Annotated in this window: 23 protein-coding genes; 15 read left to right on the top strand and 8 right to left on the bottom strand. The window is 67.8% G+C overall.

Annotation, left to right across the window (positions count from 1 at the left end; genetic code table 11):
* Nucleotides 1-54 precede the first annotated feature (54 nt).
* The 3 genes from DC347_RS15755 to DC347_RS15745 are packed head-to-tail and all read right to left on the bottom strand — an operon-like array spanning nt 55 to nt 2809.
* Complete coding sequence (locus DC347_RS15755) at nt 55-486, bottom strand: DUF2177 family protein (protein ID WP_109863593.1); 432 nt, start codon at nt 484-486, stop codon at nt 55-57.
* Entirely contained in the window at nt 483-2351 is a 1869-nt protein-coding gene (locus tag DC347_RS15750) for a long-chain fatty acid--CoA ligase (protein ID WP_165838051.1), read from the bottom strand. Before DC347_RS15750 ends, DC347_RS15755 begins: the two co-directional genes overlap by 4 nt.
* Nucleotides 2348-2809 (bottom strand): MarR family winged helix-turn-helix transcriptional regulator, encoded by a 462-nt coding sequence (locus DC347_RS15745; RefSeq protein ID WP_109863592.1) that lies wholly within the window; start codon nt 2807-2809, stop codon nt 2348-2350. The genes DC347_RS15750 and DC347_RS15745 overlap by 4 nt, the downstream gene beginning before the upstream one ends.
* A 140-nt stretch (nt 2810-2949) precedes the next feature.
* On the opposite strand from DC347_RS15745, the gene DC347_RS15740 reads away from it, so the two are divergent.
* The 3 genes from DC347_RS15740 (at nt 2950) to DC347_RS15730 (ending at nt 5619) form a co-directional block, all read left to right on the top strand.
* On the top strand, nt 2950-3819 hold the full coding sequence (locus DC347_RS15740; protein WP_018762072.1) for a DUF1295 domain-containing protein: 870 nt from the start codon (nt 2950-2952) through the stop codon (nt 3817-3819).
* Nucleotides 3820-3948: 129 nt separating this feature from the next.
* Nucleotides 3949-4536 carry a hypothetical protein gene (locus DC347_RS15735; RefSeq protein ID WP_240617817.1) on the top strand — a complete coding sequence of 196 codons (588 nt, stop codon included), beginning with the start codon at nt 3949-3951 and terminating at the stop codon, nt 4534-4536.
* A gap of 66 nt (nt 4537-4602) precedes the next feature.
* Nucleotides 4603-5619, top strand: a complete 1017-nt coding sequence (locus DC347_RS15730; RefSeq protein ID WP_109863590.1) for a squalene cyclase — start codon at nt 4603-4605, stop codon at nt 5617-5619.
* Nucleotides 5620-5646: 27 nt separating this feature from the next.
* Here DC347_RS15730 and DC347_RS15725 read toward each other — a convergent pair whose 3' ends face one another.
* On the bottom strand, nt 5647-6378 hold the full coding sequence (locus DC347_RS15725) for a YoaK family protein (protein ID WP_109863589.1): 732 nt from the start codon (nt 6376-6378) through the stop codon (nt 5647-5649).
* A gap of 165 nt (nt 6379-6543) precedes the next feature.
* Between DC347_RS15725 and DC347_RS15720 the strand changes: the two genes are divergently transcribed.
* Complete coding sequence (locus tag DC347_RS15720; RefSeq protein ID WP_026264667.1) at nt 6544-6810, top strand: hypothetical protein; 267 nt, start codon at nt 6544-6546, stop codon at nt 6808-6810.
* 1 nt (nt 6811) lies between these two features.
* Here DC347_RS15720 and DC347_RS15715 read toward each other — a convergent pair whose 3' ends face one another.
* The gene (locus DC347_RS15715) at nt 6812-8038 is read right to left on the bottom strand and encodes an amidohydrolase (protein WP_109863588.1); all 1227 of its coding nucleotides are present in this window, start codon (nt 8036-8038) and stop codon (nt 6812-6814) included.
* Nucleotides 8039-8286: 248 nt separating this feature from the next.
* On the opposite strand from DC347_RS15715, the gene DC347_RS21975 reads away from it, so the two are divergent.
* From DC347_RS21975 to DC347_RS15670, 10 genes are all read left to right on the top strand, one after another.
* Nucleotides 8287-8424, top strand: a complete 138-nt coding sequence (locus DC347_RS21975; RefSeq protein WP_240617816.1) for a hypothetical protein — start codon at nt 8287-8289, stop codon at nt 8422-8424.
* Between the two features lie 257 nt (nt 8425-8681).
* Nucleotides 8682-9512, top strand: coding sequence for a YncE family protein (locus DC347_RS15710; RefSeq protein WP_240617815.1), 831 nt, complete (start codon nt 8682-8684; stop codon nt 9510-9512).
* Between the two features lie 575 nt (nt 9513-10087).
* Nucleotides 10088-11149, top strand: a complete 1062-nt coding sequence (locus tag DC347_RS15705) for a LacI family DNA-binding transcriptional regulator (RefSeq protein WP_109863587.1) — start codon at nt 10088-10090, stop codon at nt 11147-11149.
* 325 nt (nt 11150-11474) lie between these two features.
* Nucleotides 11475-12917 (top strand): argininosuccinate lyase, encoded by a 1443-nt coding sequence (argH, locus tag DC347_RS15700; RefSeq protein WP_109863586.1) that lies wholly within the window; start codon nt 11475-11477, stop codon nt 12915-12917.
* A gap of 66 nt (nt 12918-12983) precedes the next feature.
* Nucleotides 12984-13901: an amino acid ABC transporter permease gene (locus DC347_RS15695; protein WP_109863622.1), complete on the top strand. Its 918-nt coding sequence runs from the start codon at nt 12984-12986 to the stop codon at nt 13899-13901.
* The gene (locus DC347_RS15690) at nt 13898-14665 is read left to right on the top strand and encodes an amino acid ABC transporter ATP-binding protein (protein ID WP_018762062.1); all 768 of its coding nucleotides are present in this window, start codon (nt 13898-13900) and stop codon (nt 14663-14665) included. Before DC347_RS15695 ends, DC347_RS15690 begins: the two co-directional genes overlap by 4 nt.
* A 29-nt stretch (nt 14666-14694) precedes the next feature.
* Nucleotides 14695-15567, top strand: a complete 873-nt coding sequence (locus DC347_RS15685) for an ABC transporter substrate-binding protein (RefSeq protein ID WP_109863585.1) — start codon at nt 14695-14697, stop codon at nt 15565-15567.
* Entirely contained in the window at nt 15564-16424 is an 861-nt protein-coding gene (locus DC347_RS15680; RefSeq protein WP_206073948.1) for a polysaccharide deacetylase, read from the top strand. Before DC347_RS15685 ends, DC347_RS15680 begins: the two co-directional genes overlap by 4 nt.
* A complete protein-coding gene (locus DC347_RS15675; RefSeq protein ID WP_109863584.1) occupies nt 16421-17329 on the top strand; it encodes a polysaccharide deacetylase in 909 nt (302 codons plus the stop codon). Before DC347_RS15680 ends, DC347_RS15675 begins: the two co-directional genes overlap by 4 nt.
* A complete protein-coding gene (locus DC347_RS15670) occupies nt 17326-18762 on the top strand; it encodes an MmgE/PrpD family protein (RefSeq protein ID WP_109863583.1) in 1437 nt (478 codons plus the stop codon). The genes DC347_RS15675 and DC347_RS15670 overlap by 4 nt, the downstream gene beginning before the upstream one ends.
* Here DC347_RS15670 and DC347_RS15665 read toward each other — a convergent pair.
* A complete protein-coding gene (locus tag DC347_RS15665) occupies nt 18755-19237 on the bottom strand; it encodes a MarR family winged helix-turn-helix transcriptional regulator (protein ID WP_109863582.1) in 483 nt (160 codons plus the stop codon). The two genes, DC347_RS15670 and DC347_RS15665, sit on opposite strands and share 8 nt — an antisense overlap.
* Nucleotides 19237-19653 carry an SRPBCC family protein gene (locus DC347_RS15660; RefSeq protein WP_109863581.1) on the bottom strand — a complete coding sequence of 139 codons (417 nt, stop codon included), beginning with the start codon at nt 19651-19653 and terminating at the stop codon, nt 19237-19239. Before DC347_RS15660 ends, DC347_RS15665 begins: the two co-directional genes overlap by 1 nt.
* A 360-nt stretch (nt 19654-20013) precedes the next feature.
* Here DC347_RS15660 and DC347_RS15655 point away from each other — a divergent pair, with 360 nt between their 5' ends.
* Complete coding sequence (locus tag DC347_RS15655) at nt 20014-21087, top strand: class I SAM-dependent methyltransferase (RefSeq protein ID WP_109863620.1); 1074 nt, start codon at nt 20014-20016, stop codon at nt 21085-21087.
* A gap of 54 nt (nt 21088-21141) precedes the next feature.
* Here the strand turns inward: DC347_RS15655 and DC347_RS15650 are convergent, their stop codons facing one another.
* Complete coding sequence (locus tag DC347_RS15650) at nt 21142-22683, bottom strand: HD domain-containing phosphohydrolase (RefSeq protein WP_109863580.1); 1542 nt, start codon at nt 22681-22683, stop codon at nt 21142-21144.
* Nucleotides 22684-22717 lie beyond the last annotated feature (34 nt).

The raw sequence follows: 22717 nt of genomic DNA, 5'->3' as shown, positions 1-22717 counted from the left end.
GCCGCCGTTCCTGGGTCTAAAGCGTGCTGTCCGTGACGCGGGCGCCACGAAGACTCAGGCTGCGGCAGGGCGGGCGAGCCGGCGCCGCAGCAAGGCGGCGGTGGCCCAGGTGACGATGCTGCAGGCCGCGGCTCCCCAAAGGATGTCCGTGACGGCCACCAGGGCAGGGAAATCCTTCAGCACGGCGAACCCGGTCAGCGCCCACGTGGCGTAGGTGAAGAACCCGAACAAGGCTGCTCCCGTGACGCGCTGGCGTACCGAGGCGTCGGGGGTGTTGGGGCGGACGCCGTAGTGCACCATTCCGGCGACGAAGATGACATAGAACAGCACGGCCCCGGCCAGGTTGGCCTTGGGAGCGAGCAGGCCGCCGATCTGGTTCTGGTACAGCGGGTTGGCCACCAGCAGGATCCACGCCACGTCCAGGACGGCGAAAATCACGGCACTGACAACGTAGGCGGTCAGCCAGTTCTTGGTGCGGGGGTTCATGCTTGGCTCCTTGAATCGGTGTACAGGTGGTCCACGAAATGCCGGGCGCGTTCGGCAAACACGGTGCGTTTGAGTTTCATCGTGGGCGTGACATTGCCGTGCGCTTCGTTGAGGTCCGCCAGCAGCAGGACAAATTTGCGCACCTGTTCGGACCGGGCCAGCCGGGCGTTTGCGGCACTGACCGCCTTGCCCACCACGCTGAGCAGCCGGGCGTCCTCGATCCGGACGGCGCCGCCGTCATCCGGAATCTTGAGCCCGCTAAGGTCTGCAATGCCTTCGCGCTCGGCCCACGCCGTCACGGACTCCGGGTCCAGCAGCACCAGGCCGCCAAGGTAGGGCTTGCCTTCGCCCACCATGATGGCGTGGGCCACCAGGGGATCGCCCTCCACATAGCCTTCCCAGATGGCGGGTGTGACGGTCTTGCCGCCGGCGGTCACAATCACGTCCTTGATGCGGCCTTTGAGGGTGAGCCGGCCGTGGGAGTCCAGTTCGCCCAGGTCCCCGGTACGGAAAAACCCGTCCACGAACGCTTCGTCGTTGTCGGAAACGCGGCGGTACCCGGCAAACACGCCCACCCCGCTGGCCAGCACTTCGCCCTGATCGGAGATCCGTACGGTGGTGCCGGGCATGGGGACGCCCACGGACCCGGAATGGATGGAGCCGGGAAGATTGCCGGTGAGCGGGGCTGTGGTTTCGGTGAGTCCGTAGCCTTCGATGACGGGCAGGCCGAGGCCCCGGAAGAACAGGGACAATTCTGTGTCCAGTGCGCCGGCGCCGGACAGCAGGTAGTCAAGGCGTCCGCCCACCAGCGCGCGGAGACGCGCGTAAAAAACACGGTCGAACACGGCCCGGCGGGCCCGCAGGCCCAGCGGGGCACGCACGCCGGGGTCGGCGTCGTGCGCTTCCGCGAACCTGCCCCATTCCACCGCGGTGCGCTGCGCCAGCGCCCAGACCCGGCCCAGGTGCTTTTGCGCCGCAGCGGCCGCCGCGGACGCCTGGATCTTCTGCAGGACGCGGGGCACCACCACCAGGAACGTGGGCTTGAGGGCGCCCAGGGCCGGCACCACTTCACGGGGATCGGCGAGGTGTGCGATGCGCATGCCGTTGGCCAGGCAGATGAGCTGCAGGCCGCGGGCCAGGACGTGCGCCATGGGCAGGAAGATGATGGTGTTGCCGCCCTCGCGGACCACGCTGGTGTAGGCGGCGCCGACGTTGAGGATCTGGCCCACAAAGTTGCCATGGGTGATCAACGCGCCCTTCGGGTCTGCGGTGGTGCCCGAGGTGTAGACGATCGTGGCCACGGACTCCTGGTCCGGCAGCAGGCGCCGTTCCTCCACGTCCCCGTCCGGAACGTCGGTGCCCAGTTCCACCAGCGCCTGAAGGTCAGCGCCGGGGCGGGCATCCATGGTCCAAATGCCCAAGTTTGGAGTTCCCGTCCGGGCGTACCCTTGCTCCAGCAGCGCGGCGTGCGCTGTGGTGCCGGCAATTGCCAGGCGGACGTCGGCGTCGGACAGCACGGCGGTCACTTGGGGCTGGGCGGAGGTTTCGTAGATGGGGACCACGACGGCGGCCGCGAACCACGCCGCCATGTCGGCCACCGCCCATTCGTACCGGGTGGGGGACATGATGGCCATGGTTTCGCCGGGTTGCAGGCCGGCCGCGATCAGGCCCTTGGCAAGGGCCCGGACCTCAGAATCGAACTGCCGGGTGGTCACCTGGCGCCAGGGGGCGGTGATGTCGGCACCGTTGGCCCGCACCTCGAAAGCGACGTGCTCCGGGGAGGTGCGGTACCGGTGCATTAGAAGATCGGTGGCGTTCCGGTGGGTGGACAGGTCGGCCAGGGGCGGCGAGGTGAACTCTCTCACGGGGTGTCCTTCTCGGAAAGGGAATGCAGATGGTCCTGCATGAGGGTCAAGGCGACGTCCAGGAATCCGGCGATGGCTGCCTGTTCGTCCGCGGGGAGCGTGTGGATGTGTCGGTTGGTGGCATCCATGAGGGGGAGCATCAGGTGCCGGATCCTGTCGGCAGCGGCGGGGGTGGCACTGACATGGACATGCCGCCTGTCCTCGGCGGAGCGCAGGCGTTCAGCGTAGCCGCGGGCTTCGAGCCGGCCGACAATGGCGGTGGTGGTGGCCGCGGTGGCGCCCAAAGTTTCCCCGAGGGCGCCGGCGGTGAGCGGTCCGGACTGGAGCAGGGCGCTAAGTGCCCGGTAGTCCGTGAGGTTCAGTTCAAGATGGCGGGCCACCTCGCGCTCTGTCTCATTGGCGAGGTTGAACAAGTTTTGGAGCGCGGCGGTGGCCGGATGGTGCTGCGGTGCGTCCACGGGTCCTCCTCCTTGGCCTTCCCATATTGTAGTTATTGTCCTCTAGTGATCAAATAGATTTGAATACATGAGAGACTAGCAGGATAAGAGGGTATCGTCAGCGCAGGATCGCGCTGGGGCCCCGGGAAAGGAGCCTGTCCGTGAATGGAAGCAGCCGCAAGGCGCTCGTCAGTACTGTCATCGCCGTGGTGGTGGCGGTCCTCATCGCCCTCGCCGGAAGCCAGGGAGGTTCCCGGATTGGCGGGTTCCCGGTGTTTGCGCTGGGGGTTGCCGCGGCGTTCGTGATCCAGTGGCTGGTGTTCATCCCCAGCTTCAAGGCGCAGACCGAGAAGTTCTATGACCTCACCGGGGCCCTTACCTACATCTCCATCACCGTGTTCCTGGTGCTGGCTTCCCCCGGCGTCGATGCACGCGGCCTGCTCCTGGCGGCCATGGTGGTGCTGTGGGCCGCGCGCCTGGGCAGCTTCCTGTTCCTGCGGATCAGCAAGCACGGCAAGGATGACCGGTTCGATGAGCTCAAGCCGGACTTCCTCCGCTTCCTGAACACCTGGACCATCCAGGGCCTGTGGGTGGTGCTCACGGCGGCGCTGGCATGGGTGGCCATCACGTCGGACAAAAAGGTTGGCCTGGACGGGTTCTTCTGGGTGGGCCTGCTGGTGTGGGCCGCGGGCATCACGGTGGAAACCCTGGCGGATATTGAGAAGAACCGGTTCAAGGCAGATCCCGCCAACAAGGGACGCTTCATCAATACCGGCCTGTGGTCAAAGTCCCGCCACCCGAACTACTTCGGCGAAATCACCCTGTGGGTGGGGGTGGCCATCATCGCGCTGCCCGTACTCCAGGGCTGGCAGTGGGCCGCGCTGATCTCCCCGGTGTTCGTGGCCCTGCTGCTCACCAAGGGCAGTGGCGTCCCGCCCCTGGAGAAGAAGGCGGACAAGAAGTGGGGCGGCCAGCCGGACTACGAGGCGTACAAGAAAAACACGCCGGTGCTGGTGCCAAAACTTAAATAGCGGCCCGGAAGGACGTACGACGACGGCGCGCGCCCCGGGTGCCGATGTACGGGCCGGCGGCCCGGCAAGGGAAGATCTCCCCATGCCGGCTGCGGGCGGGCAGGGGATGGTGCCGCCTAAGCTGTGGTCATGGAGATAACACCCTCAGCTTCCGCGGCCCCGATGAAGTCCTTGCTCTACTGGCGCAAGAGCATGATCAACGGAGCGAGGACAGTACCTGCCATCGTGGCCATGGACAGCGCGGGAACGTTCAGCATGCATGACGCTGACGGGGTGCCGGTATTTTCCGTGCCGGCAGCCCAGGCGGCGGTCCGGTTCACGAGTATGGGGACGATGGTGGTCACGGCGAACGGCCGGAAGTACGACATCGTGGGCGTGGGCGCGTCCTTGTCGCCCAGCCCGTCCTCCTGGCAACTCGCGGAGATGGCCGCCGGCGCGGATGGCCGCACGGACCCTACCGGCCTGAGCCGCACCGGTTCCGCCGGAGCCGCCATGAGCGGCGCGGGCGGCCTGGGTGCCGTGGCGGGCGCGGCCGGCGGAGCCGCCATGATGTTCGCCTACTACCAGGGCCTGGACGCCATCAAGGCATGGCAGGAAGCGCTCCCCAACGCCGGAGCCACGGTGCAGAAGAGCTCGATGAAGGCCGGACTCTACATTTCGCTGGGGGTTGTGGCCGCCGTGGTTATCGGCCTTGTGGTGGCGCTGAGCCTCAAATAGTCCACACCCCGGCCGCGGCGCTGGACTTCAAACAGCCCAGTCCCGGGCCGTGGTAGTCTCCCCGCTATGGCCGTGGACCCTGAATTGCTGGACTGGCTGCTCGACTCCGATCCCGCCCTGCGATGGCAGGTGCAAAGGGACCTGGGAGGCGCCCCGCCGTCCAACTGGGAAGCCACCCGGGCCAAAGTCCGGACGGAGGGTTTCGGGGCCAGGCTCTTGACGCTGCAAGACCCGGACGGGCAGTGGGCCGGTGGCGCCTACTTCCCGGCGGACTTTGACTTCGAAGGCCTGGAGGCCTCGGCCGACGCCGGTCAGCCGTACACCGCCACCACCTGGTCCTTGAACATGCTGCGTGAGTGGGGGCTGGAGGCGGACGCACTCCGCGGTACCGCCGAAAAGCTTGCCGCCAACAGCCGGTGGGAATACGAGAACCTGCCGTACTGGGACGGCGAAGTGGATTGCTGCATCAACGCATTCACCCTGGCCAACGGCGCGTGGCTGGGTGCGGACGTGGCCGGGCTTGCCGAGTGGTTCCTGGAGCATCAGCAGGACGACGGCGGCTGGAACTGCGAGTGGGTGGAAGGGTCAACGCGGTCCTCGTTCCATTCAACAATCAATTCCCTCAAAGGCCTGTTGTCCTACGAGGCAGCCATTGGCGGGTCAAGGGAGCTCCGGGCCGCCAGGAACCGTGGCCAGGAGTATCTCCTGGAGCGGCGGTTGCTGTACCGGAAAACCACGGGCGAGCCTGTGGCGACCTGGGCGTCGCGGTTCGTCTATCCGTTTCGCTGGTTTTACAGTGCGTTGAATGCGCTGGACTACTTCCGCGCCGCCGCGTTGCACGACGCCGCGGCGCCCGATCCGCGGCTGGCGGAGGCCGTTTCGTTGGTCAGGTCCGCCCGGCAAGCTGACGGCACGTGGGTCCAGGAGCGGCGCCACCCCGGCCGGGTCTGGTTCGAAACGGACGTTCCACCGGGCCAGCCGTCCAAGTGGCTGACATTCACCGCAATGAGGGTGCTGGATTGGTGGGACCAGGGCGGCGCCGTGGCTCCGGCCGTCGCTGCCCCCGCCCCAGACCGGCGGTAGGTCAGGCGGGGTTCGTTGGGCCACGGCTCACGACGGCGGGACCCGGGTGGCTGCCGGCGTGGCCACTTCGTGCCCGTGTTTGGGGACGGTGGTCCGTCCGAACAGTGCCACGCCGAGCGTGAGCAGCGCTGTCAGCAGGACCCCGAGGCCCAGGTGGAGATGCACGCAGCCCGCGCCGACCGCGGCTCCTGCCATGATCAGGCCCACTGCGGCAAGGCGCCGGCCCCAGAAGGGGTGCGTGCGGGCGCCAAGGTGGGAATCGGCCGCCAGGCCGGTGATGGTGGAGGTGACCACCACGGTGGGGACGTCCTTGACGTTCAGGTGCCGGGCGGTGGCGGCCTGCACGCCCATGGCAACGGCCAGGGTGCCGGTGATGGCTACGGTGGCGGTTTCGCTGCTCCTGGGGTTCGCGCCGCTGAGCAGGAGGATGGCCACGGCCGCCATGACGGTGCTGACGCCCGCCAGCAGGACGGTGGTGCGGTGGTTCCAGCCGGACTTGGTAGGCCGCAGTGCCCGTCCCGCGATGAGGGCGCCGGTCATGAACCCGGCCAGGGCACCGATGGGGCCCAGGATGGGGAGGTTGTCCGCGCCCAGCAGGGCCATGCCCAGGATCACCACGTTGCCGGTCATGTTCGCCGTAAACACGCGGTCCAGGCCCAGGTAGCCGACGGCGTCGAGCACCCCGGTGGAGAACGTCAGGACCAGCATGAGCACCAGGTGCAGCTTGGCCGGATTGGCGGGGGAGGTGCTGGCGGGCATGCGGGTGCCTTTCGGGGTCCGGGTCCGGAGGGGATGCGCGCGTGGTGGGGCGGCTCTTCCAGTATGCGCCGGACCGTCGCCGCCCGCGGAACCCGGGGTGCCGCCGTCGGGCGTCGCGGAGGGGTGGCAGACTTGAGGCTGATCCCACGAGCGAAAGCAGCCCCCTTGATTACCTTGCACCAGGACGCCGAAGGCTTTATCCGGATGAGCCGGCACTACCCGGCCGGTATCCGCATCCGGATCGCTTTCGCCGATGGCAGCACCGGTGAATTCTCCGGCCGGACCCTCAACAACGCCTACGATGCTGCGCTCGCGGAATTCCGGGCCAAGAACGGGCTCGACGCGCGGGGGTTCAACCGTGCCCCTGCCGGCCGGACCAACTCCGGCAACACCGTGGACTACGTTCCGGTGCATCCTGGCATGGGGGAGTAGCTCAGGCCAGCTGCAGCCCGTCCGCCACCACGGTGCCGCGGTGGATCACCGTGCGGCCGGGGAGCTTGTCCATCACGGCGGCGGTGACGGTGTCGCCCTCCAGCAGCACCAGTTCCGCGGGGTCGCCCACTGCCAGGCCGGGCCGGTCCGCCACGGAACCAAGCCGCTGTGCCGCGGGGTCGATGATGCTTGCCCCGCCGATGGTGGCCACGGCCGCACAGTGCTCGATCAGCCCGTCCGCCCGGAACTTGTTGGTGAACGCCAGCTGCCAGGTCCGGTCCAGCATGTCCGCGTTGCCGTAGGGGGACCAGTAGTCGCGCTGGCCATCCTCGCCCAGGCCCACCCGGATGCCGGCGGCGGTGAGCCGTTCCAGCGGCAGCGGGGACGCGGGCGCAACCGTTGCCACGGAGACGTCCAGCTCGGCCATGTCCGCCAGGAGCTCGTCGAGTTGGGCGTCCGGCAGCTCACCGAGGCAGAAGGCATGCGAGATGGTCACCAGCCCCTGCATGCCCAGCGCCTTGGTGCGTTCCAGGATCAGCTGGGTACTGAACAGGCCCAGCTGGCCCGGCTCGTGCAGGTGGATGTCCACGGGTTTGCCGTACTTTTCGGCCAGGCCAAAGACGATGTCCAGGTGCCGGACCGGGTCGCGGTCCAGTGCGCAGGGGTCGATCCCGCCCACCACGTCCGCGCCGAGCTTCAGCGCCTCCTCCAGTACCTCGGCGCTTCCCGGCTCCCGAAGCAGCCCGGCCTGCGGGAACGAGATCACCGCGACGTCCGCCCGGCTGCGGTGCGTTTCCCGGGCGGCGAGGACCGCCTCAAAGCGTTCCAGCCCGGCGTCGGCGTCCACCTGCGCGTAGCTGCGCACCCGGGTGGTGCCGCGCCCGATCATCGCGCCCAGGGTGTGCGTGGCCCGCTCGGTGATGGACGCTTCGGCGTCGCGCCAGTTGTTCCGGTCGTTGAGCATCATGTTCCACACCCCGGGCGTTCCGGTGTGCGGGCGGAACGGCAGCCCCAGCCGGGTGGAGTCGAGGTGGACGTGGACGTCGGAGAAAGACGGCAGCAGGATCCGGCCGCGCCCGTCCACGGTGGCGGCGGGCTTGGAGCCCGGGTCCCCTGGAGCAGCCCCTTCCACGGCAACGGGGCCGACGGCGGTGATCACCCCGCCGTCGAGCGTCACGTCGGCGGCGTCCCCGCCCCAGGGGCGGACGTTGTGGAGGACGAGGGTCATGGGCGCGGTCCTGTCATGGGAAAGTCGGCGGCAGGGTTCGGACTTCAGTTTAGGGCCGGCGGCGGAGGGTACGACGACGGGCCCCACCCGGGCGCCAGGAGCGGCCTGGTGCCGCTTGATGCCGTGCCCCGGCCGGTCCGGGCGGCAAGGCTTCCTGATGGGGGTGCGGCCCGCCACTGGGTCTGCTGCGCCGCGTAGGTAGGATCGGAGGACTGCCGCGGGGGTCGGCAGGAATTTGGGGGAATATCGTGATCCATCAGCCGCTTCGCCGTGCCGCCGGCGCGGTCTCTTCTGCCGGGATGGCACTGCTGGCCGGCGCCGCGCTGGTCCTGGCCTCCGCCGTCGTGGCCCCCGCCTGCCGCTGCCGCCGACGCCAAGTCGCTTGACGCCGTCGGCCAGCCCCTGGGCATTGCCACCGGACCGGACGGCACCCTGTACGTCAGCGACGACGCCTATGCCGGGGTTGTCAACGCCTACGCGCCCGGGGAGACCGCACCGTCCCGCACCATCAAGACCGGGCGCGGCCCTACCTCGCTGGCGGTGACCGCCGACGGGACCCTGTACGTGTCCCAAAGCGAGGGCGCCCAGTCCCAGATCGGCGTTGTTGCCCCGGGCGCCGGCGAGGTTTTCCTGGTGATGAAAGGTGTCTTCCGGGACCCACTGGCTGACCGTGGGCCCGGAGGGATCGCTGTACGTGGTGAATCCGGACGAGCACTCGGTGTCAGTCGTCAAGCCGGGCGACGCGTGGGTCCAGCGGACCATCCAGGCCGGCCCGCATCCGGTGAGGCTGGCGGTGGCCAAGGACGGGACAGCCTACGCCGTTAACGAAGCCGCAGGCACCGTGACCGTGATTCCGGCCGGTGCGCCGTGGCCGTCGCACACCATCGACGTGCAAGCCGGGGCCCACCCGCACGGGATTGCCGTCGCGCCGGACGGGACCGTCTACGTTGCCAACATCATGACCGCCGATGTGGCGGTGATCGAACCGGGCGGGACCACGGTGGCGCGGCGGATCCCCGTAGGCCAGGCGCCGCAGGAGGTCCTGGCCGCCGCGGACGGGACCGTGTACGTGACCAACAGCATGGACGATAATGTGTCCGTCATCGCGGCCGGTGCTGCCGCCGCGCAGACGGTTGCCGCCGGCGATGATCCGGGCCGCATGGCCCAGCGGGCTGACGGGTCCGTGGTGGTGGTCAACAGGCGGAGCAGATCGCTGACAGTGCTCGACGCCGGACAGGCCGGCGCTGTTGCGGCCCCCGCCACGGGTGGGGACGAGCCAGCGGAAGCAGCGGCCGACGGCGGCGCGTCAGACGGTGCGGTTGTTGCCAAGGCGTCCTTCAACGTGCCCGTTGCGGCAGTTGCCGCTGTGGCGGGTGTTGGGCTCCTCGCCAGTGCTGCGCTCCTTGTGCTCGTGCTCAGGCGGCGCAGGAAAACCGGCGGGGCCGACGCCGCCGCGGCCTGGGCGCTGGACTAAGCCCGGCTCCCAGCCCGGGGTGCCGGGCTGGTAACTACTGCGGGCACTGCCTTGACGCGAGGGCGGCCAGATCGTGGATCAGGCGCCGTACCTCATGCTCCCGGTTCCGTGCCCTGGAAGGCTGGCCCTGGATGGGTGTGAGCTTGGTGCGTGGGGGAGCAGGGACAGGCCGCCGGTGGGCGGCCGGTGCCGCCGTTCGCTGCTCCTTGGACACCGCTGGTTTGGCTATGCCTGCGTGCTCTGCCGCATCCGATGCGTTGCAGCTTGTGCCTGAAGATTCATCCGTGAATTTCAAGAGGGACCCCCTTGGGCGAGCTTGTCTGAACACCATAGGGACCTGTGCTGCGGCGGGGAAGGGGATTTATCCATGACGGGGATTAATTGCGCGAATCTTGAGATCACCCCGTGCGTGCCGGTCCTCGGCCGGCCGGAGCGTGGGCGGCCGGAGCTGGGCCACGGCGGGAGGCCAGCGCTTCCCGGAGAAGAGCTGACAACTGCTGCGAAACATATCAATGAAACCGGTGTCAATAGGCCCATTTTCCATCCGGCCGAAAATTCTGGGGTAAATTTCTTGAATGGAATCTCGACGGTATGGCAGCGCTACCTTGCTGGATGTCGCGCGCATGGCCGGCGTCTCCCGGTCCACCGCGGCCAGGGCGCTCGGCGGCTACGGCTCGGTAAGCCATGAGCTGCAGTCGATGGTGGCGGCTGCTGCCGAAGCGTTGGGTTACCGGGGGAACGCCCTGGCCCGGAGCGTGAGCTCCGGACGCTCGCACACCATCGGGGTGGTCATCAGTGACATCGAGAATCCCCACTTCGCCAAAGCCGTCCGGGGCATGACCGATGCCGCGAAGGCAGCCGGGTTCGACGTCATCCTGGCAAATACGGACGAGAATCTGGACGCGGAACGGGCGGCCGTCCAGGTGTTCCTGGACAAGCGGGTGGATGGGTTGATCGTAGCCTCCACGAGCCGAAGCGATTCCGCGCATTTGCTGGACGTGGTGCGGATGGGCCGGCCGCTGGTCCTCTTCGACCGGCGCCCGGACAATGTGGAAGCCGACTGGGTGGGGACTGACTGCTATGCCGACGCCACCGCTGTCATCGAGTACCTCATCGGCCGCGGCCACACGAACATCGTGTTCCTTTCGGCCACCACAAAGACGCCGGAGGAGCTGGAATCCGGGCATCCGCTGCCCATTTCCACCATCGCGGACAGGGTGCGCGCCGTCCGCACGGCCGCCCGGGCAGCGGGGATCCGGTACGAGTTCATCTCCGACGCCATGTCCCCGGAGCGGGCCCACGAAATTGTTGCCTCCCTCCTCCGCCGCCCTGACCGGCCCAGCGCCGTCATTGCCTCCTACAGCCGCCTGGCGCTGCCGGCGTTCCAAGCCTTCCGGGAGGCAGGCATGGAGGTTCCCCGGGACATCTCCCTGGTCTGCCTGGACGACGCCGAGTGGATGACCGTCAGCAGCCCCGAGGTGACGGCCGTTGCCTTGCCCGCTTATGAGTTGGGGCTGAAGGCGGCGGAGGTCCTGGTTGGCCGGATCGAGCACTCGGGTCCGGACCAGAGGGACCATCTGCTGCCGGCCACGTTCACGGAGCGTGGCTCCGTGGCGAAAATTCCCGCAGGCGCGTAACGGCAGGGCAGCTCCTCCGAGGGCTCCTGCACCGCGTGGCGTCCTCTTACTTTCAGCGTGCCCGGGCGCTTCGTCGCGCCTTCCTGGCCCGTAACAAACACCAGGTTCTCCGGTCACCTGGAGCGGAGGAGTAGTCAGGATACCGGTGTCTCAGCCACAATGATTTATCTTCTGAAACCGGTGTCACGAAATCGGCGTCATCAAATTAATAGGTGCGAAACAAAGCGGAAATCATTGACAGTTAGGGTTTACCCCAGAAATACTTTCGTTGCACGAAGTGATACGGATCACTTCCCGGGCAGTCTTCCCAAGGAGCTAGACGCATATGCAAGAACAGACAAAGCTGTGGGGCGGCCGGTTTGCTGGTGCCTCCAGTCCCGAACTCTCCCGCTTCTCACGGTCCGATCCGCGCTACTTCCGGATGGCCCCCTACGACCTGCATGGTTCCCGGGCCCACGTGCGCGAACTCAACCGGTCGGGCCTCATCGATGACGCCGAACTCGCGCTGTTCCTCGACACGATCGATCTCCTGGCCAGGGACATTGAAGCGGACCTGGTCCACCCGCAGGAAGCGGACGAGGACGTCCACACCTTCCTGGAGCGGCTGCTGATCGAACGCATGGGTCCGGTGGGCGGAAAGATCCGCGCCGGCCGCTCCCGCAATGACCAGGCCGCCAACGACCTCCGGCTCTACATGCGGGACAAGGTCCGGCTGATCGCCGACCTCCTGGTGGAACTGGCCGAGGCGCTGGGCTCCCAAGCAGACCGGCACCTCCACACTCCGGTCCCGGGATTCACCCACCTGCAGTCGGCGCAGCCCGTTGTGTTCGCGCACCAGCTGCTGGCCCACGCCCAACCCCTGGTCCGGGACCTGGACCGGTTCCGGGACTGGGACCGCAGGGCAGCCGTCTCGCCCCTTGGCGCGGCAGCGCTGGCCGGATCCACCTTCGCCCTGTCTCCGGAACTCGCAGCCCTGGACCAGGGCTACGATTCGAGCGCGGAAAACTCGATCGATGCCGTGGGAAGCCGCGATGCCGCCATCGAGTTCCTGTTCGTCTGCTCCCTGACGCTCATCGATATCTCCCGGCTCTGCGAGGAGATCATCTCCTGGGCGTCCCAGCAGTTCCGTTGGATCACCATGGACGATGCCTACTGCACAGGCAGCTCGATCATGCCGCAGAAGAAGAATCCGGACATCGCCGAACTCGCCAGGGGGAAGGCCGGCCGGGTCCTGGGGGACCTCATGGGGCTGATGGCTTCGGTCAAGTCGCTGCCGCTCGCCTACAACCGGGACCTTGCCGAGGACAAGAACGCGGTCATCGACGCGGTCGAGACCATCGAGGTCGCCCTGCCCGCCCTGTCCGGCCTGGTACGGACGTTCTCGGTCAACGTCGAGGAGGTCCGCCGGCAGGCAACCGCCGGCTACACCCTGGCCACCGAGGTTGCCGACTGGCTGGCGCGGCAGGGAATTCCGTTCAGCGAGGCGCACGAGATTTCCGGAGCGCTGGTGCGGTTCTGCGAGTCACACGGCCTGGACTACGACGACCTCACTGATGAACAGCTCGCTGCCGTGGATTCGCGGCTGACGCCGGATATCAGGGAGGTCCTCACCCTTGAAGCTGCCCTCGCGGCCCACTCCGGGTTTGGCGGTACCGCCCCGGAACGAGTCGCCGAACAACTGACGCGTCTCCGGGCGAAGCTTGACCAGGCACGGAGCTGGGCGGCCGACTACCAGGGGCTTCGCGTCCCGTCCGGCGCAGCGGGCTGACCCGTGGCGCCCACCAACGCCGGTCCCCGCGGCGACCTTGAAACCCTCCACGATCAGGAAAACGCCATGAAGACTCAACCAGCGCCCAGCATCACAGGCACTGCAGCGGCAGATCTGAAAATCGTCCCGCGCCGGCATATCGGGAGGTGGATTGGTGCTGCGGCCGTGGTGCTGCTCCTGGTCTGGCTGGCCGTCTCCTTCTCACGGGCCAAGATCAACTGGCCCACCGTGCAGGAATACCTGGCCGTTCCCGTCCTGATCCAGGGAATCGGAGTAGCCCTAATCCTCACCGCCGTCGCCATGGCGATCGGACTGGTTCTTGGCGTGGTCACCGCCGTAATGCGCCTGTCGAAGAACCCGGTGGTCTCGGGCGTTGCGTGGCTCTACATCTGGGTCTTCCGCGGCACCCCGGTGTACCTGCAGTTGTTGATGTGGTTCAACCTGGCCCTCATTTTCCCGGTGATCGGCATCCCGGGGCTCTACTCGGGCCGCATGATCGACATCCTGACCCCCTTCGTCGCCGCCTCCATCGGCCTGGGGCTGAACCAGGGCGCCTACACCTCCGAGGTGGTCCGCGGCGGCATCCTCTCCGTTGATGAGGGGCAAACGGAGGCCGCGCAGGCTGTCGGGATGACCCGGCTGCAGGCCATGCGGCGGATCGTCCTGCCGCAGGCCATGCGGGTCATCATCCCGCCCGTGGGCAACGAGGTCATCGGGATGCTGAAGACCACATCGCTGGCTTCCGCGATCGGCGTGAGCGAGATCCTTTCCGAGGCCCAGCACATCTACTACGTCAACAACCGGATCATGGAGCTCCTGATCGTCTGCGCCGTCTGGTACCTGGGCGCCGTGTCCATCCTGAGCATCGGGCAGTTCTACCTGGAACGGTTCTTCGCCAAGGGATCCTCAAGCCGCCAGCTGCCCATGACGCCCCTCCAGCGGCTGTCGAGCATTTTCGGTACCAACAGGAAGGCACAGTCATGACCACCAACGTTCTGGTCCGCGCCGAAAACGTCCACAAGAGTTTTGGCCTCAACGAGGTCCTCAAGGGCATCAACCTCGAGGTCAACAGCGGCGAGGTGGTCTGCCTGCTCGGTGCTTCAGGGTCCGGAAAGAGCACCTTCCTGCGGTGCATCAACCACCTGGAAACGCTCTCCAACGGGCGGATCTGGGTGGGGGACAAGGTGGTGGGTTACCGCCAGGACGGCAACCGCCTCTTTGAGCTCTCCGACAAGGAAGCCGCCCGCCAGCGCCGGTCCATCGGCATGGTGTTCCAGCGGTTCAACCTCTTCCCACACATGACCGTGCTGGAAAACATCATCGAAGGCCCGGTACTCGTCAACAAGGTCAAACCGGCCGAGGCCAAACGGCACGCCTCCGAACTGCTGGCCCGGGTGGGCCTGGAAGGACGCGAAGGGTCCTACCCGCGGCAGCTCTCCGGCGGCCAGCAGCAGCGCGTGGCGATCGCCAGGGCCCTGGCCATGAAACCCGAGCTGATCCTCTTTGACGAACCGACGTCGGCACTGGACCCCGAACTGGTGGGCGAAGTGCTGGACGTCATGAAGGACCTGGCAAAATCCGGCCTCACCATGATCGTGGTGACCCACGAGATTGGCTTCGCCAAGGAAGTGGCCGACCGTGTGGCGTTCATGCACGGCGGCGAAATCGTCGAAATCGGTCCTCCGGCCGAGGTCCTGGGCAACCCGCAGCACGAGCGGACCAAAGCCTTCCTTTCCCGCGTCTTCTAAACATCACCCCAACCCCTTTGGAGCCATCCATGAAGAAGTTCACCACGGCCGCCCGCATTGCGGCCATCACCGCAGTTGCCGCGTTCGGCCTCACCGGCTGTGTCGGCGGCGCCGAAACCACCGCGGACACCAGCGCCGGCAGCACCGGCCTGCCCCAGGCCATCAAGGACGCCGGGAAGATCAGGATCGGCCTCTCCCCGGACTTCCCGCCCATGGAATTCCGCGACTCCGACAAGAAGCTGGCAGGCGTGGACATCGAGCTGCAGCAAAAGCTGGGCGAGGCGCTCGGGGTTCAGGTCGAAGTGGTGGAATCGCCCTTTGACCAGCTGATCAACTCCGTCCAGACCGGCCGCGTGGACCTGGTCATGTCCGGCATCTCGGACACCGTGGAACGGCAGAAGACGGCCGACTTCGTTGACTACTTCAAGTCCCAGGGCCGCCTCTACACTTCGGGCACCCGGGCCGGTGAGTTCAAGCAGGAGAGCGATCTCTGCGGCAAGACCCTCGCGGTAAGCGGCAAGACCGATTACTTCGAACAGGTGAAAACCCTAAGCAAGACCATCTGCACGGACAAGGGCCTCCCGGAACTGAGCATCCTGCCCACGGACTCCGGCGCGGCCGCGCGGCTGCAGATCGACCAGGGCCGCGTGGACCTGGCCGCCCAGGGTGCCGAGAACCTCGCCTACTTCGACAAGACCGATCCCGGAAAGTACGCGGCCGTGCTCGATCCGCTGCCGGCCAAGCCCTTCGGCATCCTGATGCAGAAGGACAACACCCAGCTGGCCAACGCGGTCAAGGATGCCCTGACCAAGGTCACGGACAGCGGTGACTACCAGAAGATCCTGGACAAGTGGGGCATCGGCTACGGTGCCATGAAGCCCGAGATCAACGGGGTTAAGTGAACCAGCAGTCCCTGGAGGCGGGGGCGGCGCTGCGGTGGCCGGAAGGCAAGCGCAGCGCCGTCGCCCTGGCCTTCGATCTTGACGGTCCCACCGGCGATGCCATGTTGAAAGGCACCATCTGGACCCGGCCGGAGTATTTCAGCCAAGGTGCCTACGGACCGTGGCGGGCCCTGGACCGGATCCTCCGGCTCCTGGACGCCCACCAGGTCCCGGCAACTTTTTTTACTCCCGCCTGGGTGGTGGAAACCTGGCCCGAACAGTGCCGGCGGATCGTGGAGCACGGCCACGAAGTAGCACACCACGGCTATAAGCACGAAAAGTACTGGAACCTCAGCACGGGTGAACAGCGGCAGGTGATCGAGACCAGCCAGCGGATCTTCCAGGACGTCCTGGGCACTACGGCCGTCGGTTTCCGCACCCCGTCCGGTGACTGGCGTCCCGAGACCCCCGCCCTGCTCGCGGAGATGGGCTTCCTTTACTCCAGCTCCATGCGGGGCGACGACCGGCCCTACCTCCATGCCGGGGGGAAGCTTATCGAGATCCCGGCCAGGTCAGACATGGACGATTACGCCTCCCTGGCGTACACCACCAACCCGGACTGGCCCTCCGGCGGGGACCGGATCGCCGGCTACGAGCCCACCTTGGACAACTGGACCAGGGAGTTTGACGGGTACCACGCCGAGGGGCTGTGCCTTTCCACCATCTTCCATCCGAAGGTGGTGGGGAAGCCCGGCCGGGCAGCGCTCCTGGACCGCTGGATCCAGCACATGAAGGAGGCCGACGGCGTGTGGTTCGGCACGTGCGCGGAGATCGCCACCTGGTGGCAGCAACAGCACGGAACGGAGCAGGCAGCATGACGTTCACGCAGGAACCGCCGGCGGGGCGCTGGCCCGGGGCGAACCGGTGCGCCTTCGTGGTTACCGTGGGATTTGAAGCGGAACTGTCGGTGCTCGCGGCGGCGCCGGACGCCGTCGACCGCGCCAAAAGCCTGTCCGTTGGCCAGTACGGCGCCACCCGCGGCGTGGACCGGCTCCTGGCGGAACTCGGGCGCACGGGCACCACTGCGAGCTGGTTCATTCCCGGGGCCAACCTCGGCACCTACCCGCGCCAGGTTGAAGCCGTGGCGGCGGCCGGGCACGAACTTGCCAACATGGGCTGGGCGCTGGAGGACATGGGGCTGCAGCCGCTGCCGGAACAACTGGACAGCATCGGCCGGGGCCAGGACGCTTTCGAGGCGCTCCTTGGCGTGCGGCCGCAGGGCTTCCGGGCGGGCCGCGGATCCATGGGGCACGGCCTGCCCGGTGAGCTGCTGGACCTGGGGTTCACCTGGTCCTCCTCGTGGCACGGCGATGACCTGCCCCATTTCCATGCCGGCCGCGCTGCAGGACTGGTGGAGGTGCCACGGCACCATGAACTGGACGACTTCCCCTATTTCGTCTTCAACCTTGACCCGCCTATCCCCAAGGGCAGCCCGCGGATCGCGTCCAGCCGGGAGGTGCTCCGCAACTGGATCCTGGAATTCGAGGCCTACCGCGCCGAAGGACTCTGCTTCGTCCTGACCCTGCATCCGGAGATCATCGCCACTCCCGGGCGGATCGGGATGCTCAGGGAGTTCCTGGACCACGTCCACTCGTACGGCGACGTCTGGCATGCCACCGGCGGGGACGTGGCCCGGTGGTGGCGGGAAACCGCCGCGCCCAACAGCCCTTCCCACCCGGCAGAAATCTTCCATTCCCTCACCCATGAAGGCACCCCGGCATGAGCCCAGAGCTGACAGCATCGGAACGCATAGCGGACTTTCTCACGGCATTGCGTCCGGCGGACATCCCTCCCGAGGTCCTGCAGCGGGCAAAACTCCACCTGCTGGACACCCTGGGCGCAGGCATTGCCGGGGCGGCGTCGCGGGAAGTCCACCTCAGCAGGTCGGCGCTCGCCGCAGCGCACGGAACCCCCTCGCCCGGAACGGGCTCGCCGGTGTGGGGCACGCCCGCCGGGCTGCCGCCGCTGGCGGCCGCCTTCGTCAACGGCGTGGCGTGCCACGCCTTTGAGCTGGACGATTCCGGCGGGTGCGACCACTCCGGAGCCGTGGTGGTTCCGGCTGCGCTCGCCGCCCTGGCCGTCCGGGCCGGCGGTTCCGCGGGGGGAGCGGACGACGACGGCACGGGAGTTGACGGCGGAAGGCTCCTTCACGCCGTCGTCAGCGGGTACGAGGTGGGCCGCAGGGTGCAGGACGCCCTGGGCGGCTACGACCCGGTGAACAACCAGGGCTGGCACTCCACGGGGGTGACCGGCACGTTCGCTGCCGCGGTGGCGGCGGGCGTGGTCCTGGGGCTTGATGCGCCGCAACTGGTGTCCGCCATCGGCCTGGCCGGCTCCTTCACCGGCGGAACCTGGGCGTTCATCGGGGACGGGGCCATGTCCAAGCGCATGCATGTGGGGCGCGCGGCCGAAGCCGGTCTGAACAGTGCGCTGCTGGCCAAGGCCGGATTCACGGGGCCGCGGGATCTGTTCTCCGCTCCGTGGGGCAGCTTCCTCAAGCTCTACGGCCAGCCGGGCGATGTCCAGGAGTCACGGCTCTTTGACACCCTGGGGGAGGACTGGCAGGTCCAGCGCGCGTCCATCAAGCCGTACGCCACCTGCCGGAGCACCCACTCCGCCATTGACGCGATCCTGTCGCTCCGTGACCGGGGGATCACCGCGGAGGCAACGCAGAAAATCACGGTGCGGACCAGCGCCCTCATCGCGGACATGTGCGGCACCGCCGATGTCCGTTCCCTCGTCTCGACCCAGCTGAGCATGCAGTTCGCCCTCGCCGCCGCGCTCATGCACGGCACCGTGGGACTGGACCAGGTGGCGGAACAGGGCCGCAACGATCCCCGGCTGAGGGAGCTGATGGGCCGAATCCATGTGGAAGTGGACCCGGAGCAGCACGGCGGATCGGCCGAACCCTTCCTCACCGTGCAGACGGATACGGACTCGTTCGGGGTGCAGGCGGTCAAGGCAAAGGGGGCCGCCACCAACCGGCTCAGCGACCAGGAGACCATCGGCAAGTTCGAGGGGCTGGCCGGCACCAGGCTGCCCGGCGACCGCGTCAAAGCCATCAGCCGGCTGGTGCTGGGCCTGGAATCCGTGCACGACGCCGGACCGCTCCTGGGGCTGCTCGCGGCAGATTCGGAGCCCGCCGTCCTTACGTAGCCCGTGCCTCGGGTTCCGTGCGGTCACCGCCGGCCGTTGGCGGTGTGCCCGGCCCGGGCCGGGCCAGGCGCTGGAGCAGGGACACGGCATCGTCCACGGGCACCGGCTCGAAGAACCTTGCGTCGGCGAGTTCGACGGCGGCGATGGCCCGGGGAGCCAGCTCGGCTCCGGCGTCGGTGACGCGCAGCCGTTTGGCCCGGGTGTCCGCCGGGTCGACTTCCCGCTCGATGAGTCCCTTCGCTTCCAGGGCGCGCAGGACCTGGGAGGCCATCTTGACGTCGGTGCCCGCCTGCCGGGCGAGGGCCAGCTGGTTCGGGTGCTCGCCCTGGTTGTTGAGCCACCAGGCGCAGGCGAGCAGCACGAACTGGACGTGGGTCAGGTCGAGCGGCGCGAGTGCTGCGGCGATCTCCCGCTGCCAGCGCAGCGTGGCGTGCCAGAGCAGGAATCCGGGGCTTTCGCCGGGGTTGAGCGGCATCAGCCGCCAGCCATCTTGACCAGCGCGGCCATGGTCTCCGGCCAGTCCGCGGTGATGCCCGGCCCAATCTGCGGCCCGGCCTCGTCGGCGCCGTCGCCGGTGATCTCCATCCGGTACACCACCCGGATCCGGTCCCCGCCGGCTGGATCGATGCGGTGGGTGGTGCGCAGGAGCAGGCCGCCGAAGCGGGCCTCGTCCACGAAGCGTTCGTTTTCGACCGCCTCGGCGATGACCAAGGGGATCGGATCGTCACCCGGAGGCGTCATCAGGATATGGCTGCCTTCAGCGAAGGGGCCGTTGATCTCGATCTTCTCGATCTCCCCGTTCCAGGCGCCCCAGTTCTCGACGTCGGACCAGAGCCGCCAGATGGCCTCTGGCGTGGCGTTGGTGTCGATGCCGTGCTCGTATTCCCACATGGTGTCCTCCCCGGAAGATGGTCTATACAAAGATTATCTGTGCACAGACTATTTCCTGTCCAGAGGGAAACCGCATGTTTTACCTGTACCCTGACACGGTAGGTTCTGGGCTTCAGCGCCCTCCATTCACTCATCCCGCGTTTGCTGCCGGCGGACGGTCTGGACTCTTGGCAGCGTCCCCTTCGACGTCGTCGAACCCCCGCTGTAATCGGCCCGAATCCGATCGCACCCAACATCTTGGAATGGAACTTCATCCCTACTGGCACCCCAGCTCCGGCGGAAGTCCCGCCCTTTGACCCCACCCCTTTGAACACAGCCGCGGCGGCCGGGCACGTGACTTGGGAGGACGCCGGCACCGGGATGGCCGCGCGGTGGCGGTCGGCCAACGGCAGGCCGGCGCCCGGGCGGGTGGAGGTGGTGGACGACGCCCTCACGGCCGATGAGGCGTACCGCATGGCATCCCAGGGGATCGCGCTGCTCTGGCACGGAGACTTCCACAACGCGCGGCAGATCCTCAACGCCCTGGACCGCCGGATAGGCGCCGGAAAGAAGGCCGCAGGAACCCCGGCTGAAAGGTTCTACCGGCACCGGCAGGCCGCCTCGCACCGGGCACGCATCCTGGGCCTGCTGCTGATTCCCCTTGATCCGGGTCCGGTGGTGCCGCTGCGCCGCGCACCGGACATCGGCGAAGCCGCCGCGGAAGCGTACGGAGACATTGCAGAGTCTTCCGTGGTGTCCCTGCATGAGCTCGTGGGGGCCATCGGCGCCCACGAGTGGCGGCGGACCGGGGTCTACGTCGATGCCCTGCAGGACCGCATCCACCCGCATTACGGCACATTCTTCCCTACCCGCAGCGAGTATGTGGATCTCGTGGCAGCGGCCGCGCTGCCCGCGGACACGCTCGCGTTCGACGTCGGAACGGGCACCGGAGTGCTCGCCGCCGTCCTCGCCCGCCGCGGCGTCCGCCGCGTGGTGGCGACGGACAATGAACCGCGTGCCATTGCCTGCGCCGCGGAGAACTTCCGTAACCTCGGAGTCGACGACCGCGCCGAGGCAGTGCTGACCGACATGTTCCCGCCCGGACGGGCACCGCTGATCGTATGCAACCCGCCCTGGATCCCGGCCACGCCGCATTCCAGCCTGGACAGCGCCGTCTACGACCCCGGAAGCAGGATGCTGTTCCGCTTCCTGGCAGAGCTCCCCGGTCATCTGGAGCCGGGCGGTGAGGGCTGGTTGGTTCTGTCCGACCTCGCCGAGCACCTGGGCCTGCGCTCGCGTGCGGACCTGCTGGCCGCCATCGAAGCGGCCGGGCTGACGGTGGTGGAACGGCTGGACACCAAGCCAACGCATCCTAAGGCTTCGGACCGCGACGATCCATTGTTCGAGGCGCGCTCGGCCGAGGTCACGTCATTGTGGCGGCTTGTCAGCCAATAGTCACAAGGGATGTGTCCCGGACCAGCGCGGCCTGCCCCAGCTGGGCGCGGCCCGCTACTCGGTCAGCCCATTCCGGATCGCGAACAACGTAGCCCCCACCCGGTTGGTGGCGCCGATCTTGGTGTAGATGTGCTCCACATGGTTGCGGACGGTCTTCCGGGAAAGGAAGAGGCTGTCTGCGATCTGGGCCGGCGTCAGGCCGCGGCACAGCATTCCGAGGATTTCGACTTCCCGCGGGGTGAGCCCGCCTGCGGCGGCATGCGAACGCCGGGGCTGCTGGCCGGCCGCCACGAGCACCGCCTCCGCGGCTGCGGTGGCGAGCCTCCCGGCCGAAACTTCCTGCCGCAGCCGGGCGGCCGCATCAGCTGGCGTCAGAGCCGGCCGGTGCGGGCGTGGCTCCACGGAGGCATGGTAGGAGTCCGCTGCCGCCAGGATCCGCTGCTTTACCCCCAGCTCGTTTCCGCCAATCCCTCGGGGATAACCGGACCCGTCCAGCCGCTCGTGGTGTGAGCCGGTGAGGGCCGCCTCGCCCTTCAGCCCAGGCACGCGGCTGAGGATCCGTTCGCCCAGATACGGGTGCATACGGATGCGTTCCTGCTCCAGGGCGGAGAGGGGCTCTTTCTTGTCCCACACCTGGTTGGACACCCCTAAGCGGCCCAGGTCGTGCACCCAGCCCGCGCGGCGGAGCTCCCTGACGTCCCCCGCCGGGAGCCCGTGTTCCTCGCCTGCCGCGGCCGCCAGTGCCGCCACGGCACGGGAGTGTCCCGCGGTGTAGGGGGATTTGAGGTCAGCGAAGTCGCCGATGGCGCGCAGCACCGTATCGAGCTGGCTGCCGGACAAGGGAGCATCGGTGGGGGCGAGTTCCAGGGCCGCCTGCCAGCAGTCGACGTCGAGAAGCCCATCGGTGAGGGCCTCGGCCTGCTCGATGAACAGCCCGGCCAGTGCGGGATCGAACTGGCTGCCGCGGCGTGCCCGCACCATGGCCACCGCGCCGGCCACGCCCTCCGTCCGCAGGAACACCTCGGCGGTATCGGCCAAATGCATAATCCGCATCTCTAATGGAATGTCCGGCCCCGCCACTCCCTCCGGCAGACCTTTGCCGTCCCACCGCTCAAAGGTGTGGGTGAGCAGTCCTGCCACGCCGTCGTCGAGCCCTACACTGCTGGCCAGCACCCCGGCGGAGACGCAGTGCGAGGCAATCATGGTGCGTACCGCTCCGCTGCCTGTCGCGGCGAAACGCGTCCAGCGGGCGAGGCGGGGGAGTGGCGGGAGGCCGGCGCCGGCGTGGCTGAACATGCCGGCGTACATGGGCAGGCCGTGCTGGTCGCGGCGGTAGTAGTCGGCGCGGAAGCCGATATCGTCCGTGAACAGCGCGGCCAGTTCAAAGGAATCCGCGTGGCAGCCGATCCAGGCCAGCTGGTTGGCGTAGTAGATCCTGCCCTGGCCCGCGGCGTCCACGCCCGCCGCCTCGGCGATCCGCAGCGCCAGCAGGGACGCACGCAGCATGTGCTCCATCGGCTGCCCCAGCCCCAGGTCGATGGCGAGCGACAGCGCGGCCAGGACTTCGCTGCGGCGGGGCGCAGCCGGTAACTGCATCACACCTGCCATTCTAGGAAGCCGCCGGCCGCCG

Origin of the sequence: Pseudarthrobacter sp. AG30 (assembly GCF_003116525.1) — a bacterium.
Taxonomy (GTDB): Bacteria; Actinomycetota; Actinomycetes; order Actinomycetales; family Micrococcaceae; genus Arthrobacter.
Note: the sequence above shows the minus strand (reverse complement) of the source record. Positions and strands in the feature narration are given on the sequence as shown.

What these genes read in the sequence shown, in the direction of transcription:
- DC347_RS15755 (WP_109863593.1), bottom strand. Translation starts at nt 486, where the DNA reads ATGAACCCCCGCACCAAGAACTGGCTGACCGCCTACGTTGTCAGTGCC.
- DC347_RS15735 (WP_240617817.1), top strand. Translation starts at nt 3,949, where the DNA reads ATGGAGATAACACCCTCAGCTTCCGCGGCCCCGATGAAGTCCTTGCTC.
- DC347_RS15730 (WP_109863590.1), top strand. Translation starts at nt 4,603, where the DNA reads ATGGCCGTGGACCCTGAATTGCTGGACTGGCTGCTCGACTCCGATCCC.
- DC347_RS15725 (WP_109863589.1), bottom strand. Translation starts at nt 6,378, where the DNA reads ATGCCCGCCAGCACCTCCCCCGCCAATCCGGCCAAGCTGCACCTGGTG.
- DC347_RS15715 (WP_109863588.1), bottom strand. Translation starts at nt 8,038, where the DNA reads ATGACCCTCGTCCTCCACAACGTCCGCCCCTGGGGCGGGGACGCCGCC.
- DC347_RS15705 (WP_109863587.1), top strand. Translation starts at nt 10,088, where the DNA reads ATGGAATCTCGACGGTATGGCAGCGCTACCTTGCTGGATGTCGCGCGC.
- argH (WP_109863586.1), top strand. Translation starts at nt 11,475, where the DNA reads ATGCAAGAACAGACAAAGCTGTGGGGCGGCCGGTTTGCTGGTGCCTCC.
- DC347_RS15695 (WP_109863622.1), top strand. Translation starts at nt 12,984, where the DNA reads ATGAAGACTCAACCAGCGCCCAGCATCACAGGCACTGCAGCGGCAGAT.
- DC347_RS15690 (WP_018762062.1), top strand. Translation starts at nt 13,898, where the DNA reads ATGACCACCAACGTTCTGGTCCGCGCCGAAAACGTCCACAAGAGTTTT.
- DC347_RS15685 (WP_109863585.1), top strand. Translation starts at nt 14,695, where the DNA reads ATGAAGAAGTTCACCACGGCCGCCCGCATTGCGGCCATCACCGCAGTT.
- DC347_RS15675 (WP_109863584.1), top strand. Translation starts at nt 16,421, where the DNA reads ATGACGTTCACGCAGGAACCGCCGGCGGGGCGCTGGCCCGGGGCGAAC.
- DC347_RS15670 (WP_109863583.1), top strand. Translation starts at nt 17,326, where the DNA reads ATGAGCCCAGAGCTGACAGCATCGGAACGCATAGCGGACTTTCTCACG.
- DC347_RS15665 (WP_109863582.1), bottom strand. Translation starts at nt 19,237, where the DNA reads ATGCCGCTCAACCCCGGCGAAAGCCCCGGATTCCTGCTCTGGCACGCC.
- DC347_RS15660 (WP_109863581.1), bottom strand. Translation starts at nt 19,653, where the DNA reads ATGTGGGAATACGAGCACGGCATCGACACCAACGCCACGCCAGAGGCC.
- DC347_RS15655 (WP_109863620.1), top strand. Translation starts at nt 20,014, where the DNA reads ATGGCCGCGCGGTGGCGGTCGGCCAACGGCAGGCCGGCGCCCGGGCGG.
- DC347_RS15650 (WP_109863580.1), bottom strand. Translation starts at nt 22,683, where the DNA reads ATGCAGTTACCGGCTGCGCCCCGCCGCAGCGAAGTCCTGGCCGCGCTG.